At 66.3% G+C, this 18,548-nt stretch carries 12 protein-coding genes and 3 rRNA genes; 7 read left to right on the forward strand and 8 right to left on the reverse strand.

The window, feature by feature from the left end:
• Positions 1-120: 120 nt before the first annotated feature.
• The 3 genes from rrf to OG507_RS06415 form a co-directional block, all read right to left on the reverse strand.
• Positions 121-237: ribosomal RNA gene (gene rrf / locus OG507_RS06405) — 5S ribosomal RNA — on the reverse strand.
• Between the two features lie 77 nt (positions 238-314).
• A 23S ribosomal RNA gene (locus tag OG507_RS06410) occupies positions 315-3,437 on the reverse strand.
• Positions 3,438-3,736: 299 nt separating this feature from the next.
• Positions 3,737-5,262 (reverse strand): 16S ribosomal RNA (locus tag OG507_RS06415).
• The 16S, 23S and 5S rRNA genes sit together here, the layout of an rRNA operon.
• 676 nt (positions 5,263-5,938) lie before the next feature.
• On the opposite strand from OG507_RS06415, the gene OG507_RS06420 reads away from it, so the two are divergent.
• Together OG507_RS06420 and ptsP are read left to right on the forward strand one after the other, a co-directional pair.
• Positions 5,939-6,388 carry a PTS sugar transporter subunit IIA gene (locus OG507_RS06420; protein ID WP_327366160.1) on the forward strand — a complete coding sequence of 150 codons (450 nt, stop codon included), beginning with the start codon at positions 5,939-5,941 and terminating at the stop codon, positions 6,386-6,388.
• 76 nt (positions 6,389-6,464) lie between these two features.
• Positions 6,465-8,135 carry a phosphoenolpyruvate--protein phosphotransferase gene (gene ptsP, locus OG507_RS06425; RefSeq protein WP_327366162.1) on the forward strand — a complete coding sequence of 557 codons (1,671 nt, stop codon included), beginning with the start codon at positions 6,465-6,467 and terminating at the stop codon, positions 8,133-8,135.
• Between the two features lie 62 nt (positions 8,136-8,197).
• On the opposite strand, the gene OG507_RS06430 is transcribed toward ptsP, so the two are convergent.
• Both OG507_RS06430 and OG507_RS06435 read right to left on the reverse strand, forming a co-directional pair.
• Complete coding sequence (locus tag OG507_RS06430) at positions 8,198-9,133, reverse strand: hypothetical protein (RefSeq protein ID WP_327366164.1); 936 nt, start codon at positions 9,131-9,133, stop codon at positions 8,198-8,200.
• A gap of 67 nt (positions 9,134-9,200) precedes the next feature.
• Positions 9,201-11,177 (reverse strand): acetoacetate--CoA ligase, encoded by a 1,977-nt coding sequence (locus OG507_RS06435; protein ID WP_327366165.1) that lies wholly within the window; start codon positions 11,175-11,177, stop codon positions 9,201-9,203.
• A 223-nt stretch (positions 11,178-11,400) separates the two neighbouring features.
• Here OG507_RS06435 and OG507_RS06440 point away from each other — a divergent pair, with 223 nt between their 5' ends.
• On the forward strand, positions 11,401-13,752 hold the full coding sequence (locus tag OG507_RS06440; RefSeq protein WP_327366166.1) for a glycoside hydrolase family 31 protein: 2,352 nt from the start codon (positions 11,401-11,403) through the stop codon (positions 13,750-13,752).
• A gap of 6 nt (positions 13,753-13,758) precedes the next feature.
• Here the strand turns inward: OG507_RS06440 and OG507_RS06445 are convergent, their stop codons facing one another.
• Entirely contained in the window at positions 13,759-14,301 is a 543-nt protein-coding gene (locus OG507_RS06445) for an NUDIX domain-containing protein (RefSeq protein WP_327366167.1), read from the reverse strand.
• A gap of 57 nt (positions 14,302-14,358) precedes the next feature.
• Here OG507_RS06445 and OG507_RS06450 point away from each other — a divergent pair, with 57 nt between their 5' ends.
• The 4 genes from OG507_RS06450 to OG507_RS06465 all read left to right on the forward strand — a co-directional run bounded on the left by OG507_RS06450 (position 14,359) and on the right by OG507_RS06465 (position 17,363).
• The gene (locus OG507_RS06450; protein ID WP_327366169.1) at positions 14,359-15,165 is read left to right on the forward strand and encodes a M15 family metallopeptidase; all 807 of its coding nucleotides are present in this window, start codon (positions 14,359-14,361) and stop codon (positions 15,163-15,165) included.
• A 116-nt stretch (positions 15,166-15,281) separates the two neighbouring features.
• The gene (locus OG507_RS06455; protein WP_327366170.1) at positions 15,282-15,629 is read left to right on the forward strand and encodes a DUF962 domain-containing protein; all 348 of its coding nucleotides are present in this window, start codon (positions 15,282-15,284) and stop codon (positions 15,627-15,629) included.
• A 49-nt stretch (positions 15,630-15,678) separates the two neighbouring features.
• Positions 15,679-16,176, forward strand: a complete 498-nt coding sequence (locus OG507_RS06460; RefSeq protein WP_327366171.1) for a Zn-ribbon domain-containing OB-fold protein — start codon at positions 15,679-15,681, stop codon at positions 16,174-16,176.
• Entirely contained in the window at positions 16,173-17,363 is a 1,191-nt protein-coding gene (locus OG507_RS06465; protein ID WP_327366172.1) for a lipid-transfer protein, read from the forward strand. Before OG507_RS06460 ends, OG507_RS06465 begins: the two co-directional genes overlap by 4 nt.
• A gap of 173 nt (positions 17,364-17,536) precedes the next feature.
• Here the strand turns inward: OG507_RS06465 and OG507_RS06470 are convergent, their stop codons facing one another.
• Together OG507_RS06470 and OG507_RS06475 are read right to left on the reverse strand one after the other, a co-directional pair.
• A complete protein-coding gene (locus tag OG507_RS06470) occupies positions 17,537-18,142 on the reverse strand; it encodes a GTP-binding protein (protein ID WP_327366173.1) in 606 nt (201 codons plus the stop codon).
• Complete coding sequence (locus OG507_RS06475) at positions 18,123-18,545, reverse strand: DUF742 domain-containing protein (protein ID WP_327366174.1); 423 nt, start codon at positions 18,543-18,545, stop codon at positions 18,123-18,125. Before OG507_RS06475 ends, OG507_RS06470 begins: the two co-directional genes overlap by 20 nt.
• Positions 18,546-18,548: the final 3 nt, after the last annotated feature.

The raw sequence follows: 18,548 nt of genomic DNA on the forward strand, positions 1-18,548 counted from the left end.
CCAATGATGCCCCCTGACCTTACCCTCAGCCACTGTCGGCGGATGCAGAGGGGTGCGCGAGGCCTCCTGAACGCGGGAAAGCCCCGTGCCACAAGGGCACGGGGCTTTCCCGTAAAAGGAGTTCGGCGGCGTCCTACTCTCCCACAGGGTCCCCCCTGCAGTACCATCGGCGCTGAAAGGCTTAGCTTCCGGGTTCGGAATGTAACCGGGCGTTTCCCTAACGCAATGACCACCGAAACACTATGAAACAAACAAACACCGGAACAACACGGCCGTTCGTTATTTCAGAACTAACACAGTGGACGCGAGCAACTGAGGACAAGCCCTCGGCCTATTAGTACCAGTCAGCTCCACCCGTTACCAGGCTTCCACATCTGGCCTATCAACCCAGTCGTCTACTGGGAGCCTTAACCAATCAAGTTGGTGGGAATACTCATCTCGAAGCAGGCTTCCCGCTTAGATGCTTTCAGCGGTTATCCTTTCCGAACGTAGCCAACCAGCCATGCCCTTGGCAGAACAACTGGCACACCAGAGGTTCGTCCGTCCCGGTCCTCTCGTACTAGGGACAGCCCTTCTCAATATTCCTACGCGCACAGCGGATAGGGACCGAACTGTCTCACGACGTTCTAAACCCAGCTCGCGTACCGCTTTAATGGGCGAACAGCCCAACCCTTGGGACCGACTCCAGCCCCAGGATGCGACGAGCCGACATCGAGGTGCCAAACCATCCCGTCGATATGGACTCTTGGGGAAGATCAGCCTGTTATCCCCGGGGTACCTTTTATCCGTTGAGCGACAGCGCTTCCACAAGCCACTGCCGGATCACTAGTCCCGACTTTCGTCCCTGCTCGACCCGTCGGTCTCACAGTCAAGCTCCCTTGTGCACTTACACTCAACACCTGATTGCCAACCAGGCTGAGGGAACCTTTGGGCGCCTCCGTTACTCTTTAGGAGGCAACCGCCCCAGTTAAACTACCCATCAGACACTGTCCCTGATCCGGATCACGGACCCAGGTTAGACATCCAGCACGACCAGAGTGGTATTTCAACGACGACTCCACAACCACTGGCGTGGCCGCTTCAAAGTCTCCCACCTATCCTACACAAGCCGAACCGAACACCAATATCAAACTATAGTAAAGGTCCCGGGGTCTTTCCGTCCTGCTGCGCGAAACGAGCATCTTTACTCGTAGTGCAATTTCACCGGGCCTATGGTTGAGACAGTCGAGAAGTCGTTACGCCATTCGTGCAGGTCGGAACTTACCCGACAAGGAATTTCGCTACCTTAGGATGGTTATAGTTACCACCGCCGTTTACTGGCGCTTAAGTTCTCAGCTTCGCCGACCCGAAAGTCAGCTAACCGGTCCCCTTAACGTTCCAGCACCGGGCAGGCGTCAGTCCGTATACATCGCCTTACGGCTTCGCACGGACCTGTGTTTTTAGTAAACAGTCGCTTCTCGCTGGTCTCTGCGGCCACCCCCAGCTCACCGAGTAAATCGGATCACCAGTGATGGCCCCCCTTCTCCCGAAGTTACGGGGGCATTTTGCCGAGTTCCTTAACCATAGTTCACCCGAACGCCTCGGTATTCTCTACCTGACCACCTGAGTCGGTTTAGGGTACGGGCCGCCATGAAACTCGCTAGAGGCTTTTCTCGACAGCATAGGATCATCCACTTCACCACAATCGGCTCGGCATCAGGTCTCAGACTTAATGTGTGACGGATTTGCCTATCACACGCCCTACACCCTTACCCCGGGACAACCACCGCCCGGGCTGGACTACCTTCCTGCGTCACCCCATCGCTTACCTAATACAAGTCTGGTCCGTCGGCTCCACCACTACCCTCAACTCCGAAGAGATCGGGCCGGCTTCACGGACTTAGCATCGCCTGATTCAGTACTGGGCGTTTCAAAGCGGGTACCGGAATATCAACCGGTTGTCCATCGACTACGCCTGTCGGCCTCGCCTTAGGTCCCGACTTACCCTGGGCAGATCAGCTTGACCCAGGAACCCTTAGTCAATCGGCGCACACGTTTCTCACGTGTGTATCGCTACTCATGCCTGCATTCTCACTCGTGAACCGTCCACAACTCGCTTCCGCGGCTGCTTCACCCGGCACACGACGCTCCCCTACCCATCCACACTCCCGTTGGGGATATATGTGTGAATGACACGACTTCGGCGGTACGCTTGAGCCCCGCTACATTGTCGGCGCGGAATCACTTGACCAGTGAGCTATTACGCACTCTTTCAAGGGTGGCTGCTTCTAAGCCAACCTCCTGGTTGTCTCTGCGACTCCACATCCTTTCCCACTTAGCGTACGCTTAGGGGCCTTAGTCGATGCTCTGGGCTGTTTCCCTCTCGACCATGGAGCTTATCCCCCACAGTCTCACTGCCGCGCTCTCACTTACCGGCATTCGGAGTTTGGCTAAGGTCAGTAACCCGGTAGGGCCCATCGCCTATCCAGTGCTCTACCTCCGGCAAGAAACACACGACGCTGCACCTAAATGCATTTCGGGGAGAACCAGCTATCACGGAGTTTGATTGGCCTTTCACCCCTAACCACAGGTCATCCCCCAGGTTTTCAACCCTGGTGGGTTCGGTCCTCCACGAAGTCTTACCTCCGCTTCAACCTGCCCATGGCTAGATCACTCCGCTTCGGGTCTTGAGCGTGCTACTAAAACGCCCTATTCGGACTCGCTTTCGCTACGGCTTCCCCACACGGGTTAACCTCGCAACACACCGCAAACTCGCAGGCTCATTCTTCAAAAGGCACGCAGTCACGACATGCAAGCAAGCTCGCATGCGACGCTCCCACGGCTTGTAGGCACACGGTTTCAGGTACTATTTCACTCCGCTCCCGCGGTACTTTTCACCATTCCCTCACGGTACTATCCGCTATCGGTCACCAGGGAATATTTAGGCTTAGCGGGTGGTCCCGCCAGATTCACACGGGATTTCTCGGGCCCCGTGCTACTTGGGAAATCCTCAAACGAGCCGTTGATGTTTCAGCTACGGGGGTCTTACCCTCTACGCCGGACCTTTCGCATGTCCTTCGCCTACATCAACGGTTTCTGACTCGTCGACCAATCGGCAGATTGATCAAGAGAACTCCCGCAACCCCGCATGCGCAACCCCTGCCGGGTATCACACACATACGGTTTGGCCTCATCCGGTTTCGCTCGCCACTACTCCCGGAATCACGGTTGTTTTCTCTTCCTGAGGGTACTGAGATGTTTCACTTCCCCTCGTTCCCTCCACACTGCCTATGTGTTCAGCAGCGGGTGACAGCCCATGACGACTGCCGGGTTTCCCCATTCGGACACCCCCGGATCAAAGCTCGGTTGACAGCTCCCCGGGGCCTATCGTGGCCTCCCACGTCCTTCATCGGTTCCTGGTGCCAAGGCATCCACCGTGCGCCCTTAAAAACTTGGCCACAGATGCTCGCGTCCACTGTGCAGTTCTCAAACAACGACCAGCCACCCACCACCCCACCCTGAAAGGCGAGTTCACTGGGGCCGGCAACTGAAGGCGACCTCACGGCCGAACCCTCAGACACCCAACAACGTGCCCGGCACAACCGGCCCCTTCCCACGTTCCACGCCGAAGCAGTACTAGTGAAAAACAACCTGTCGCACCGAATAGTCAACGTTCCACCCATGAGCAACCACCGCCGGACATTTGCCAGCGTAATGGCCTCTGACCAGGCCAGACCTGGTAAGAAGTGCTCCTTAGAAAGGAGGTGATCCAGCCGCACCTTCCGGTACGGCTACCTTGTTACGACTTCGTCCCAATCGCCAGTCCCACCTTCGACAGCTCCCTCCCACAAGGGGTTGGGCCACCGGCTTCGGGTGTTACCGACTTTCGTGACGTGACGGGCGGTGTGTACAAGGCCCGGGAACGTATTCACCGCAGCAATGCTGATCTGCGATTACTAGCAACTCCGACTTCATGGGGTCGAGTTGCAGACCCCAATCCGAACTGAGACCGGCTTTTTGAGATTCGCTCCGCCTCACGGCATCGCAGCTCATTGTACCGGCCATTGTAGCACGTGTGCAGCCCAAGACATAAGGGGCATGATGACTTGACGTCGTCCCCACCTTCCTCCGAGTTGACCCCGGCAGTCTCCTGTGAGTCCCCATCACCCCGAAGGGCATGCTGGCAACACAGAACAAGGGTTGCGCTCGTTGCGGGACTTAACCCAACATCTCACGACACGAGCTGACGACAGCCATGCACCACCTGTACACCGACCACAAGGGGGGCACCATCTCTGATGCTTTCCGGTGTATGTCAAGCCTTGGTAAGGTTCTTCGCGTTGCGTCGAATTAAGCCACATGCTCCGCTGCTTGTGCGGGCCCCCGTCAATTCCTTTGAGTTTTAGCCTTGCGGCCGTACTCCCCAGGCGGGGAACTTAATGCGTTAGCTGCGGCACCGACGACGTGGAATGTCGCCAACACCTAGTTCCCAACGTTTACGGCGTGGACTACCAGGGTATCTAATCCTGTTCGCTCCCCACGCTTTCGCTCCTCAGCGTCAGTAATGGCCCAGAGATCCGCCTTCGCCACCGGTGTTCCTCCTGATATCTGCGCATTTCACCGCTACACCAGGAATTCCGATCTCCCCTACCACACTCTAGCCTGCCCGTATCGACTGCAGACCCGGGGTTAAGCCCCGGGCTTTCACAACCGACGCAACAAGCCGCCTACGAGCTCTTTACGCCCAATAATTCCGGACAACGCTTGCGCCCTACGTATTACCGCGGCTGCTGGCACGTAGTTAGCCGGCGCTTCTTCTGCAGGTACCGTCACTCTCGCTTCTTCCCTGCTGAAAGAGGTTTACAACCCGAAGGCCGTCATCCCTCACGCGGCGTCGCTGCATCAGGCTTTCGCCCATTGTGCAATATTCCCCACTGCTGCCTCCCGTAGGAGTCTGGGCCGTGTCTCAGTCCCAGTGTGGCCGGTCGCCCTCTCAGGCCGGCTACCCGTCGTCGCCTTGGTAGGCCATCACCCCACCAACAAGCTGATAGGCCGCGGGCTCATCCTTCACCGCCGGAGCTTTCAACCCCGTCCCATGCGGGACAGAGTGTTATCCGGTATTAGACCCCGTTTCCAGGGCTTGTCCCAGAGTGAAGGGCAGATTGCCCACGTGTTACTCACCCGTTCGCCACTAATCCACCCCGAAAGGCTTCATCGTTCGACTTGCATGTGTTAAGCACGCCGCCAGCGTTCGTCCTGAGCCAGGATCAAACTCTCCGTGAATGTTTTCCCGTAATCGGGACAACACAACACGAGAGCGGAACAACCGGTCGGAATAAGACCGGTCATTCACAGCGTCCTCGCTGTGTAAATTGCCCACCAGATCAGTGATCCGGCAGGACTTTCAAAGGAACCACCAACCTGCCGAAGCAGGCCGGGGTATCAACATATCTGGCGTTGACTTTTGGCACGCTGTTGAGTTCTCAAGGAACGGACGCTTCCTTCGTACTCACCCTCTCGGGCTTTCCTCCGGGCATTTCCCTTCGGTCTTGCGTTTCCGACTCTATCAGACTCTTTCGTGTCCGATTCCCGGTCGAAGCGGGCTCCGCTTTCCAGTTCCTCGCTTTCGCGTTTCCCTTTCCGGCGAGTCCGACTCTATCAGGCCTTTTCATTTCCCTTGACCAGCCTCCTGCAGGCATGCAGGTGCCGATCCGGGATAAAGTCTGGGCTTAAAAGTCGCCGCCGACCCCCGACTCAAAGTCGCTCCGGGGCCAGGCAGGGGTACGACACTACAGGCCGCCGGGAGTCGAGGCAAATCGTTTCCGGTGCCCCCCTAAGGCCGCGAACCGGCAGGACTCAGGCGGAACCGGAACTTCTTATGACTTACCCTGCTGAACAGTACGCCGTCGCCCACAAGCCGTGACGGCGCCATTCGAGCTCCACCCCTGGGAGGTTCCCTATGACCACTGTGACGTCCCCTATTGCCGGACGTGCCATCGGGCTCGGCGCTGTGCCTGACCCGGTCTTCTCCGGCGCGATGGTGGGTCCTGGAACCGCCATTGATCCGGTTCGCGAGCCGTCCGAGGCCGTATCGCCGGTCGACGGCATCGTTGTCTCCCTGCATCCGCATGCGTTCGTCGTCGTGGACGAGCACGGGCACGGCGTGCTCGTGCACCTCGGCATCGACACCGTTCAGCTCAATGGTGAGGGCTTCGAGCTGCTCGTGAACAAGGGGGACACGGTCACGCGCGGGCAGGGCATCGTCCGTTGGGACCCCGCGTCCGTCGAGATGGCCGGCAAGTCTCCCGTGTGCCCGATCGTCGCACTGGAGGCCACCGCCGAATCCCTATCCGACGTCCGCGAGGACGGCGACGTGAAGATCGGCGACACGTTGTTCGGTTGGCAGTGACGGACTCGGCGCAGTGACAGCCGACTGGATATCCACCGCGGGGGCACGAGCCGCCGCACAAGCGGAGACGGGTGACATGCAGACAACGCTGCGAGGCGTCGGTGTGAGCCACGGAGTGGCGATCGGCGAGGTGCGTCATATGGGTACGGCGGTGCTGGAACCGCCGGCCAAGCAGATTCCGGCCGAAGAGGCGGAGCGCGAACAGGGGCGCGCCCGCCAGGCTGTGGAAGCTGTGGCAGCCGACCTGATCGCGCGCGGCAATCTGGCCGGTGGCGAGGCTCAGCATGTACTCGAGGCCCAGGCCATGATGGCGCAGGACCCCGAGCTGATGGCTGACGTGGACAGGCGCATCGCTGTCGGCAGCACCGCCGAGCGCGCCGTCTACGACGCGTTCGCCGCGTACCGGGCGCTGCTCGCCAACGCCGGGGAGTACCTGGCGGGCCGGGTTGCCGACCTCGACGATGTGCGCAACCGGATCGTGGCTCGCCTGCTCGGTGTGCCGATGCCCGGTGTGCCGGACAGCGACGAGCCCTATGTGCTGATCGCACGGGACTTGGCGCCCGCCGACACGGCGCTGCTCGACCCGGCTCTGGTGCTCGGCTTCGTTACTGAGGAGGGCGGGCCGACCAGTCACAGCGCGATTCTGGCGCGGGCGCTCGGTGTGCCTGCCGTTGTAGCGCTTCCCGGTGCCGGTGAGCTGGCCGAGGGCACGGTCGTCGCGGTGGACGGCAGTACGGGAGAGATCTTCGTTGAGCCCAGTGCCGAGAAGCGGGCGAAGCTGGAGAGTGCCGCTGCTGCGCGCAAGGCCGCGCTGTCCGCCTCGACCGGTCCCGGTGCGACCTCCGACGGTCACAAGGTCCCCCTGCTCGCCAATGTCGGTGGGCCGGGCGATGTGCCGGCGGCGGTCGAGGCCGGTGCGGAGGGCGTGGGTCTGTTCCGTACCGAGTTCCTGTTCCTGGACGACAGCAAGCAGGCGCCGTCCGAGGAGAAGCAGATTGCTGCGTACCGGGCGGTGCTTGAGGCGTTCCCCGAGGGGCGTGTCGTGGTGCGGGTGCTGGATGCCGGTGCCGACAAGCCGCTGGACTTCCTGACGCCGGTGGACGAGCCGAACCCGGCGCTGGGTGTGCGTGGGCTGCGGAGTCTGCTGGATCACCCCGATGTACTGCGGACCCAGCTGACCGCGCTGGCGAAGGCGGCCGAGGGGCTGCCTGTCCACCTTGAGGTCATGGCTCCGATGGTGGCGGACCGCAGGGATGCGAAGGCGTTCGCGGACGCGTGCCGCGAGGCCGGGCTGCGGGCGAAGTTCGGTGCGATGGTGGAGATTCCGTCCGCCGCGCTGCGGGCGCGCTCGATCCTGCAGGAGGTGGAGTTCCTGTCGCTGGGCACCAATGACCTGGCGCAGTACACCTTTGCCGCCGACCGTCAGGTCGGTGCGGTGTCCCGGCTTCAGGATCCGTGGCAGCCCGCGCTGCTCGACCTGGTGGCGCTGTCGGCGGAAGCGGCCAGGGCCGAGGGCAGGAGCTGTGGTGTCTGTGGTGAGGCCGCCTCCGATCCGCTGCTTGCGTGTGTCCTGACGGGGCTGGGTGTGACGTCGTTGTCGATGGGCGCCGCGTCCATTCCTTATGTCCGCGCCACGCTGGCGAAGTACACGCTCGCGCAGTGCGAGCGTGCCGCTTCCGCCGCGCGGGCGGCGGACTCCGCCGAGGAGGCGCGGGTGGCGGCTCAGGCGGTGCTGTCGGGCGAGTAGCCCTGCGGCGTCTGTGGTGAAGGGGCTCCCTGCCCATGGTGGCGGGGAGCCCCTTGGGCTTGTCAGCGGTGTGATTCCGGTTCGTCCGCGCCGAGGTCGAAGCCCGCGCAGTACTCCACATGTGACTCGGGGGCGACAGGCTCGCCGGTGTCTGCGTCGGTGCAGTAGGCGCTGAAGACCTCACCTGCGGTGAGCGGGACCAGGCTGCCGTGGGCCAGCCGCCAGCCGTGGACCCGGTCCTGGGTGCCTGGGTTGCTCGTACGGAGTACGACTCCACCCGGCTTTTCGAGGGCGATGCCGACAGCGAGGACCGTGACGAACTCGGCTCCTTCCGCTGTTTCGAGGCATGCGGGCCCCGTGGTGTCGCGCTCGGTGTGCAGGACGGCGAGCAGGTGTTCGTTCTCGGTGGGGGTGCTGCAGACGAGGTGGTGGGTGCCCGGGCCGGCCGTGTCCAGCATGCGCAGCAGGAGGTGCGATGCGCGGTCGAAGGCGGCACGGCCGATGTCCTGGCCGCAGTCCGCGCATTCTCCGAGACCGGCCAGGGTCATCGTGGCGTACTCCCAGGTGGCCTGGCGGACGGCCCGGCCGACCAGGAGCGGGATCAGGGTGTCGATGGGTTGTCCCGTATACGCGACGGTGGCGCCGGCTGCGGCGATTTCGGCGGTGAAGCGGCTGCGGCTGGCGGGGGTGTCGGGAGCGATTCCCGACTCGGTGCAGAACTCCGCGTACTCCTCGGGGTCGAAGAGCGCGACCGTGGCGTGCATGCCCTGTGCGGCGAGGGCCTTCAGCAGGCCCTCGACCTGCTGCAGATAGACGGTGTGGTCGTCGAAGGTGAAGGTGCGGTAGTGCCGCATCGCCGCGAAGTCCTGCTCGTCGGCCAGGAGGCCGATGGTGCTGGGTGCTTCGCGGCGCAGCGTGCGTCGCATGGATGGCCCGGACCGGTTGTGGCTCACGGTCCTGCTGTGCTTGGCCTTTTCGGTGTTCCTGGTGTGCGCCATGACTCCCCCAGTGCGCTGTCGATCATTGCTCACTCAGAGTAATCAGGGGTACTGACAACGCGGCCGGTCAGCGACGGTTGCGGGCGAGGTCCTCGTAGAAGTGGAGGAGTTCGAGGTTGTCGATCGAGCCGGGATTGACCGCCTTGGCCAGGGCTGTGCCTTGCAGGAGGCGTTTGACCGGAACCTCGATGCGCTTGCCGGTGAGGGTGTGCGGGATGCCGGGGACCTCGATGACCTCGTCCGGGACATGGCGCGGGGAGAGGTTTTCGCGGATGGTCTGCTTGATGCTGTTGCGCAGGTCGTCGTCGAGCGCGGCGCCGTCGGCGAGGTGGACGAAGAGCGGCATCCAGTACCCGCCGTCGGGTTCCTCGATGCCGATGACGAGGGACTCGCGGATTTCGGGGAGCCGTTCGACGGCTTCGTAGATGTCGGCGGAGCCCATCCGTACACCCTGGCGGTTGAGGGTGGAGTCGGAGCGGCCGTGGATGACGACCGAGCCGTGTTCGGTGATCGTGATCCAGTCACCGTGGCGCCAGACGCCGGGGTACATCTCGAAGTAACTGTCGTGGTAGCGGCTGCCGTCGGGGTCGTTCCAGAAATGGATCGGCATGGAGGGCAGGGGTGCGGCGACGACGAGTTCGCCGACCTCGCCGATGAGTGGCTTGCCCGCGGGATCCCAGGACTGGAGGTCCGTGCCGAGGCACGGGGCCTGGAGTTCGCCGATGTGGACGGGGAGGGTGGGGACCGCTCCGGCGAAGCAGCTGCAGACGTCCGTGCCGCCGCTGACGGAGGCGATCCACAGGTCGTCGTCCACCTCGTCGTGGAGCCAGCGGAATCCGTCGGGCGGGAGCGGGGAGCCGGTGGTGGCGACGCACTGGACGCGGGAGAGGTCGAAGTCGCGGCCCGGGTGGATGCCGGCCTTGCGGCAGGCCATGACATAGGCGGCGGAGGTACCGAAGAGGGTCGCTCCGGTCTGTTCGGCGACGCGCCACTGGGCGCTGACGTCCGGGTAGCCGGGGCTTCCGTCGTACAGCACGAGTGTGGTCCCGGTGAGCAGGCCGGAGACGAGGAAGTTCCACATCATCCAGCCGGTGGAGGTGTACCAGAAGAACCGGTCGTCGGGGCCGAGGTCGCAGTGCAGGCCGATCTGCTTGAAGTGTTCCAGCAGGATGCCGCCCTGGGACTGGACGATTGCCTTGGGGAGCCCGGTGGTTCCGGAGGAGTAGAGCACCCACAGCGGGTGGTCGAAGGGGACCTGTTCGAAGACGGGTTCGGTGTCCGCGGAGGTGAGGGCGGACCATTCGAGGGCGCCTTCGGGGGCTTCGGTGCCCAGCAGCGGGATGTGGACGACGGCGCGCAGGGTGGGCAGTTCGCGACGCAGTTCGGCGACGGTGTCGGTGCGGTCGTGTTCCTTGCCGCCGTAGCGGTAGCCGTCGACGGTGAACAGGACGACGGGTTCGACCTGCTGGAAGCGGTCGAGGACGCTGCGGGCGCCGAAGTCGGGGGCGCAGGATGTCCAGACGGCGCCGACGGCCGCGGTGGCGAGGAAGGCGATGACGGCCTGGGGAATGTTGGGGAGGTAGCCGCTGACGCGGTCGCCCGGTGTGACGCCGAGGGCGCGGAGTTCGGCCGCGAGCGATCCGACCCGGCGGCGGAGCTCGGACCACGAGAGGGGGGCCTGGGTGTGGGTCTCGTCGACGTGGAGCAGGGCTGGGGCGTCTGCGCGCAGGGGGTTCTCGGCGGTGCGCAGGGCGTGTTCGGCGTAGTTGAGGGTGGCGCCGGGGAACCACTGGGCGCCGGGCATGGCGCGGTCGGCGATGACGGACTCGTACGGGGTGGAGAACCGTACGTCGAACCAGTCGGCGACGGCCTGCCAGAAGGTGTCGAGCTCCTCGACCGACCAGCGGTGCAGCGCGGGGTAGCCGCCGTCGGCCGGTGCTCCGTACCGCTCGGCCGCCCAGCTCTGGAAGCGGGTGACAGCCGCGGCCGCGATGCGGTCGGGGCCTGGCTGCCAGAGGGGGGCTTCGTTGGCTGCTGCGGTCATGGGGCGGCTCCCTGGCTGTACGGGTACGCGGGGTGGGCGTGGTTCGCGCGCACACGTGCTGGGGTGTGCGCGTGAGGCGGCTTTTACGGACGATGCCATGTGATCGTCTCTCGCACCAGGGTTCGCCGCCCATGGTCGCGTGTCCGGATATGTGGTCCGGCCACGGGTGAACGGAAGTTGAACGGAGCCCGCACCCACCCCTTCGGGTGGCAGGGTGAGCTGCATGAACGGTCGTGACCTGGTGCGCTCGGTGAAGATGGTCGGTTCGGTGCAGGGGCTGCGCACGGTGCGCTCCTCCTTGCGGCGTCGCAATGCGGATGCGCGGGCGCTGCCGCGGCGCGGTGCGGAGCGGGCGAGAGTGCCTGGACCGGTGGCGGGGGCGGAGCCGGGGCCGGGAGGGGGTGTGGTGCGGTTCGCGCGCTCGGAGTTGCGGGTGCGGGTTGCGGTGGGCGGTTCGGTGTTCTGGGGCTGGGACGGGGCTGAGCCGTCGCCGTCGTACGCACTGGCCGGTGAGGTGCCCGAGGCGGATCCGCGGGCCGAGCTGGAACCGGACAAGGACGGCGGCTGGCAGGTGGTGTCCGAGCGGCTGACGGTTGCGGTGTCCCGGCACGGGGCGGTGGAACTGCGTACTCCTGGTGGGGTGGTGCTCCGGCGCGAGTTGCCGCCGCGCTGGTGGGAGCCGGTGACGGGTGGTGCCGCTCGGTGGGTGCAGCGTTCCGAGGTGCCCGCGGATGCCCGGTTCTTCGGGCTCGGCGGGCGGGCGTCGGGGCCGCGGCTGCGCGATGGCGTGTACGGCCTGTGGAACACCGATCCCGGTGGGCGCTTCGGGCCCGGTGACGATCCGCTGTATCTGACGATGCCGGTCCAGCTGGTGGTCTCCGATGCGGGGACGCATCTGGTGTTCCACGACAACACCTGGTCGGGGCGGGTGACGCTGCGCGAGGGCGAGGAGGGTGCGGGTTCCGGCCATGACCGTCCGGGGATGTGCGAGGTGCGGATGGACGGGGGGCCGCTGCGCTGCTGGGTGATGGCCGGTACACCTGCGCGGGTCCTGCAGGGCTGGACGGCGCTCACGGGTGCACCGGCGCTGCCGCCGTCCTGGGCGCTGGGTCCGCAGCATGCCCGGTGGGGCTTCGGGAGCGAGCGGGAGGTGCGGCGGATCGTCGCCGGGTACCGGGAGCGGGGGCTGCCTCTGTCCGTACTGCATCTGGACATCGACCACTACGACGCGCATCGGGTGTTCACCGTCGACCGCGAGCGCTTTCCCGATCTGCCGGGGCTGGCGAAGGAGTTGCGGGGGGACGGGGTGCGACTGGTTTCGATCGTCGACCCCGCGGTGAAGGCGGAGCCGGGGAACGCTGTCTTCGATACGGGTGTGGCGGTCGGGGGCGGTGGGGCATTCGTCAGGGATGCACGGGGACGGGCGGTGCGCGGCGAGGTGTGGCCGGGGCAATGCGTGTATCCGGACTTCACCGATCCGCGGGTGCGGGAGTGGTGGGGCGGTCTGTACGAGGAGCGGCTCGCGCAGGGGTTCTCCGGTGTGTGGCACGACATGAACGAGCCGGTGTCGTTCGCGGCGTTCGGGGATCCGACTCTGCCGCGGTCGGCGCGCCACTCCTTGGAGGGCCGCGGCGGCGATCACCGCGAGGCCCACAATGTGTACGGGCTGGCCATGGCGCATGCCGGGTACGAAGGGCTGCGCCGGCTGCGGCCGGAGATACGTCCCTTCCTGTTCTCTCGTTCCGGCTGGGCGGGGATGCAGCGGTACGGGGGCACCTGGTCCGGCGATGTGGAGACCAGTTGGCCGGGGCTGCGGGCCTCGCTGGCACTGGTGCTGGGGCTGGGGCTGTGCGGGATTCCGTATTCGGGGCCGGATGTGGGCGGGTTCGACGGGTCGCCGTCGCCGGAGTTGTATCTGCGGTGGTTCCAGCTGGGCGCGTACCTGCCGTTGTTCCGTACCCATGCGGCGATCGACGCGGGGCGGCGGGAGCCGTGGGAGTTCGGGCCGCAGGTGCTTGAGCATGCGCGGGCCGCGCTGCGGGAGCGGGAGCGGCTTCACCCGTACTTCGTGACGCTGGCGCACATGGCCCGGCTGACCGGTGCGCCGTATGTGCGACCGCTGTGGTGGGGCGCGCCCGGGGAGCGGGCGTTGCGGGAGTGCGAGGACGCGTTCCTGCTGGGTGATGCCTTGCTGGTGGCGCCGGTGCTGGAGCGCGGTGCGGATCGCCGGGCGGTGCGGTTGCCGAGGGGGCGCTGGTACGACACGGCGACGGGTGAGGTGTACGAGGGGCCCGGTCAGGTGTTGCTCGATGCTCCGTTGTCGCGGGTGCCGGTGCTGGCGCGGGCGGGGTCGGTGCTGCCGGTGCGGGGCGCGGACGGGGGTGTGGAGCTGGAGGTGTGGGCTCCGGTTGCGGGGCGCGGTGGGGGCGGTTCGCTGGTCCGGGATGCGGGTGACGGCTGGGAGCGGGCGGAGGTCGAGCGGTTCTCGTCGCGGCTGGTGGGCGGGGAGGTTCTGGTGGAGCGGGAGGGTGACGAGGGGGTGGTGGGCTACCCGGTGCGGGTGCGGGGGTTGTGAGCCGCGTCAGTGGTAGCCGCCCTCGAACCAGGTGCGGGCGGCCCGGGTGTGCAGCGGGAAGGCGAGTTCGCCGGGTGTGCGGAGCAGTTGGAAGCCGGAGGTCTCGTCGGTCGGTCCGGAGGGCGGCAGGGCAGCAGCGGGGCGTTCCGGGAGCAGGCCGAAGAGGAGGAGGTGGCCGTCCGGGGCGCTGAGCGCGTCGGCGAGGCGGACATCCCGTTCGTCGGCTTCGATGCGGGTCTCCTCGCGCAGCTCACGTACGACCGCGTGCTGCCAGTCCTCGTCGTGGTCGATGAAGCCGCCGGGGAGGGCGATACCGCCGCGGTGGGGCTGGATGGTGCGGGTGATGACGACGAGTCCGGTGCCGTCCCGGTCGGTGACGGGGAGCAGGGCGACGGCGACGGGCAGCGGATTGCGGTAGGCGGTGTCGCCGCAGCCGGTGCAGGTGCGGGGCCAGACCGTGGACGGCACGGATACGGCGTACGGCGTTCCGCAGCTGCCGCAGTGGGAGTCCTTGACCGGTTTCTCGGGATTGCTCGTGGACGCAGACACGCGCGGACTGTATCCGATCGGCTGCCGGGCCCCACCGCGCTACTGGATTATGTGCCCATGACAGGTCTTGCTTCCGCTTTCCGTGTCCTGGCAGCCGCTGCCGCCACCCTGCTCGCCGTCACCGCCGCTGCCCCCGTGGCGCAGGCGAAACCCGAGCCGAAGGCCCCCGATGAGTTCGTCGCGCTGCGTTCGGTGGATCCGACGATCATCCAGGAGATGCGCTACCCCACCGCACACAACTTCATGGGCGTGCCGGTGGACGGCTACCGCCGGCCGCTCTGCATCCTGACCCGGCCTGCGGCCCGTGCCCTGCACCGCGCGCAGACCCGTTTTCTGAAGCAGGGCTACTCGCTGAAGGTGTACGACTGCTACCGGCCGCAGCGGGCGGTCGACCACTTCGTACGGTGGGCGAAGGATCTCGACGACGAGACCATGAAGGGGGAGTTCTATCCGCGGGTCGACAAGACGCGGCTGTTCGCGGACGGTTACATCGCGGAGAAGTCCGGCCACAGCCGGGGCAGCACGGTGGACCTGACGCTGGTGAAACTGCCCGCCGCGCCGGCCCTGCCGTTTCCGCCGGGACAGACGCCGGTGCCCTGTTACGCACCCCAGGCCGAGCGCTTCCCGGACAATTCCGTGGACATGGGCACGGGGTTCGACTGCTTCGACACGCTCTCGCACACCGATGACCCACGTATCCAGGGAACTCAGCGTGCCAATCGGCAGTTCCTGAAGCAGACACTCACCGACGCCGGCTTCGTGAATCTGGCCGAGGAGTGGTGGCACTACACCTTCAAGCCCGAGCTGTTCCCCGACACCTACTTCGATTTCCCGGTGGCCAGAAGGTCCGTCGCGGGGCACTGACGCCCACGCGGCGAACGGACGGCCGGGACCACTCCCGTCGGTTCCGGCCGCCCGTACTTCGTCTCGGACGCGGATCGGCCGTTTCCGGTTGCCGTCCCAGCCATTACGGTGCCCGTATGCCACAGCAGACGTTCGATACGTACGAAGAGTTCTGGCCCTACTACGTCGCGATGCACTCCAGGGCCGCGACCCGCTGGGTCCATCTGACGGGCACCCTCACCGGGCTCGCGGTCACCGCCTACGGTCTGGCGCGGGGGCGCAAGAGGTATGCGGCCGCGCTGCCGCTGATCGGGTACGGGACCGCCTGGCCCGCGCATTTCCTGATCGAGAAGAACAATCCGGCCACCTTCGGGCATCCCGCCTGGTCACTGCGTGGCGACATACAGATGATCCGGATGATGCTGGCGGGCCGCGACCGGGAGCTCGCGGAGACCGCCGCCAAGTGGCTCGCCGACAACCGCTGACCGTGGCACACTTCTGACGTTCCGTCAGAAGAACTGCCGGGGAGGGGTTTTGCCGCAGACACGCACACCAGTGGTGGCCGGATGGTTCACCGAGGACGGCACCGGCCAGGACTTCCGGTTGCTGGGTACCCGCTGCTCGGCCTGCTCGTCGGTCTTCTTCCCGCGCCAGGACGCCTTCTGCCGCAATCCCGGGTGTACGGGCGGCGAGCTGGCCGAGGTGCCGCTCTCGCGGCGCGGCACCGTCTGGTCGTACACGGACGGCCGCTACCGGCCGCCCGCCCCCTACCCCTCCGACCCCGATGTGCCCTGGGAGCCGTACACGCTGGTGGCCGTCGAGCTGGCGGCCGAGCGCATGGTGGTCCTCGGGCAGGCGGCGCCCGGAGTCGGCGTCGCGGATCTGGCGGTCGGAATGACCGTCGAAGTGGTTCCTGGCGTGCTGTCCACGGGCGTTGCTGCCGGGGCGGAATCCGGCCCCGTGTGGACGACCTGGCACTGGCGACCGGTCCCGTCCGGGGGCACCGGCGAGGCCGGGGGCGGTGCGGCATGACCGGAGAGGTCGCCGTCCTCGGCGCAGGGATGCATCAGTGGGGCAAGTGGGGGCGCAGTTTCGTCGAGTACGGCACGGTCGCGGCGCGGGCCGCGCTCGGTGATGCGGGGATCGACTGGCCGGACGTGCAGTCGGTGGTCGGCGCGGACACCGTGCGAGGCGGCTATCCGGGCTATGTGGCCGGGGCTGCGTTCGCGCGGGCGCTGGGCTGGCAGGGGGCGCGGGTCGCCAGCGTGTACGCGGCCTGTGCGTCGGGCGCCCAGGCGATCAACACCGCCAGGGCGCAGATCCTCGCGGGCATGGCGGACGTGGTGCTCGTGGTGGGTGCGGACGCGGCGCCCAAGGGGTTCTTCGCCCCCGCGGGCGGCGACCGGCCGGACGATCCCGACTGGCTGCGCTTCCGGGTGCTCGGCGCGACGAACCCCGCGTACTTCGCGCTGTACGCCCGCCGCCGGATGGCCGTGCACGGCGACACCGCAAAGGACTTCGCGCAGGTCAAGGTGAAGAACGCGGCGGCCGGTGCACTGAACCGTAACGCCCGCTACCGCGCGCCCGTGACCGCCGAGCAGGTCGCCGCCTCCGCGGTGGTCGCCGATCCGCTGCGGCTGCTGGACATCTGCGCGACGTCCGACGGCGCGGCGGCGCTCGTACTGTCCAGCATGGATTTCGCCCGGCGTCACGGCGCCGCGGACCCGGTCCGCATCCGCGCCGTCTCCACCGTCACGCCGACCTACCCGAAGGCCGTGCTCGACCTTCCGGACATCGCGACCGATTCGGCGGTCGCGGTGGAGCCGGCCGGGGAGAGCTTCCGCGCCTCGATCGCCCGGGCGGCGTACGAGGAGGCCGGCGTGGGGCCCGAGGATCTCTCCCTGGCCGAGGTGTACGACCTGTCGACCGCCCTCGAACTGGAGTGGTACGAGGACATCGGGCTCTGCGGTGCGGGTGAGGGCGCCAAGCTCCTGCGCGAGGGAGCGACGGCGCTCGGGGGCCGTATCCCGGTCAATCCGAGTGGCGGGCTCGCCTCCTTCGGGGAGGCCGTGCCCGCGCAGGCCATTGCCCAGGTCTGCGAGCTGACCTGGCAGTTGCGAGGCACCGCGGGACAGCGGCAGGTTGCGGGTGCGCGGGTCGGGATCACGGCGAATCAGGGACTTTTCGGGCATGGTTCCGCGGTCGTCGCGGTGCGCTGAGCGTTTCCCGGCCGCTTGGTTCCCCATCCGGCATCTGCCGTGAAAAGTGGGCGCTGTCAGCAGTCTTGACGGACCGTCATGCGCGGGTGAAAAATTCCTGCTCAGTCAGGCAACGACGCGCGGCCCGTACCCCGGTCGGCGGGGGTGCGGGCCGCGTTCTTCGCGATATGCCCTTACGTGGCAGCGGTCTCGCGGGAGCGTTCCGCGCGGGCCACGGCGTGTTCGACGACCGCCACCAGTACGTCCCGTGCGGAGGAGCGGTCGCGTGCGTCGCACAGGAGCACCGGCACCTCGGGGTCGAGGTCCAGCGCCGCCTGGACCGTCTCGATGGGGAACCGGTCGGCCCCCTCGAAGCAGTTGACGGCGACGGTGAACGCAATCTCGCGGCGCTCGAAGTAGTCGACCGCCGCGAAGCAGTCCTCCAGCCGCCGGGTGTCCGCGAGCACGACCGCCCCCAGTGCGCCCTGGGCCAGTTCGTCCCACAGGAACCAGAAACGGTCCTGCCCCGGGGTGCCGAAGAGGTACAGCACCAGGTCCTCGCGGAGTGTGATCCGGCCGAAGTCCATGGCCACGGTGGTGGTGGTCTTCGCCTCCACACCTGCCAGGTCGTCCACCGGGCGGCCCGCCTCGCTGAGTCTCTCCTCCGTACGCAGCGGCCTGATCTCGCTGACCGCGCCCACCAGGGTCGTCTTGCCGACCCCGAAGCCGCCCGCCACCAGGATTTTCAGGGTAACGGGCTCAACGGGCCGCCTGCTGCGGCTAGAGCGCCCGAAGGCCATTGATCACCTCGCGAAGAATGTTCACGTCCGGCAGCTCGGCCGGCGGAACGGGACGGGTTACGTGCACCAGGTCGTCCTCGACGAGATCACCGACCAGCACCCGGACCACCCCGACGGGGATGTCCAGGCCGGCCGCGAGCTCGGCGATCGACTGGGGCATGTCACTGCAGAGTTCGACGATCTCCACATGTTCCGGGGAGAGCGTCTGGTCCCGGCCGGGGTCGTCGGCCGCGGGTTCCGGGACGACGACCGCGATCAGGTCGAGCCGATGACGGGAGGCGCTGCTGGTACGGCCCCGGGTCATCGCGTACGGACGGACCACCGGGCCCGCGTCGGCGTCGTACCAGCGCGATGCCTGCGGGTCCGTGGGCGTTGCCGGAGATCTGGAGGAGTCAGCGCTCATGCC

The organism is Streptomyces sp. NBC_01217 (genome assembly GCF_035994185.1).
In the GTDB taxonomy this organism is placed as follows: domain Bacteria; phylum Actinomycetota; class Actinomycetes; order Streptomycetales; family Streptomycetaceae; genus Streptomyces.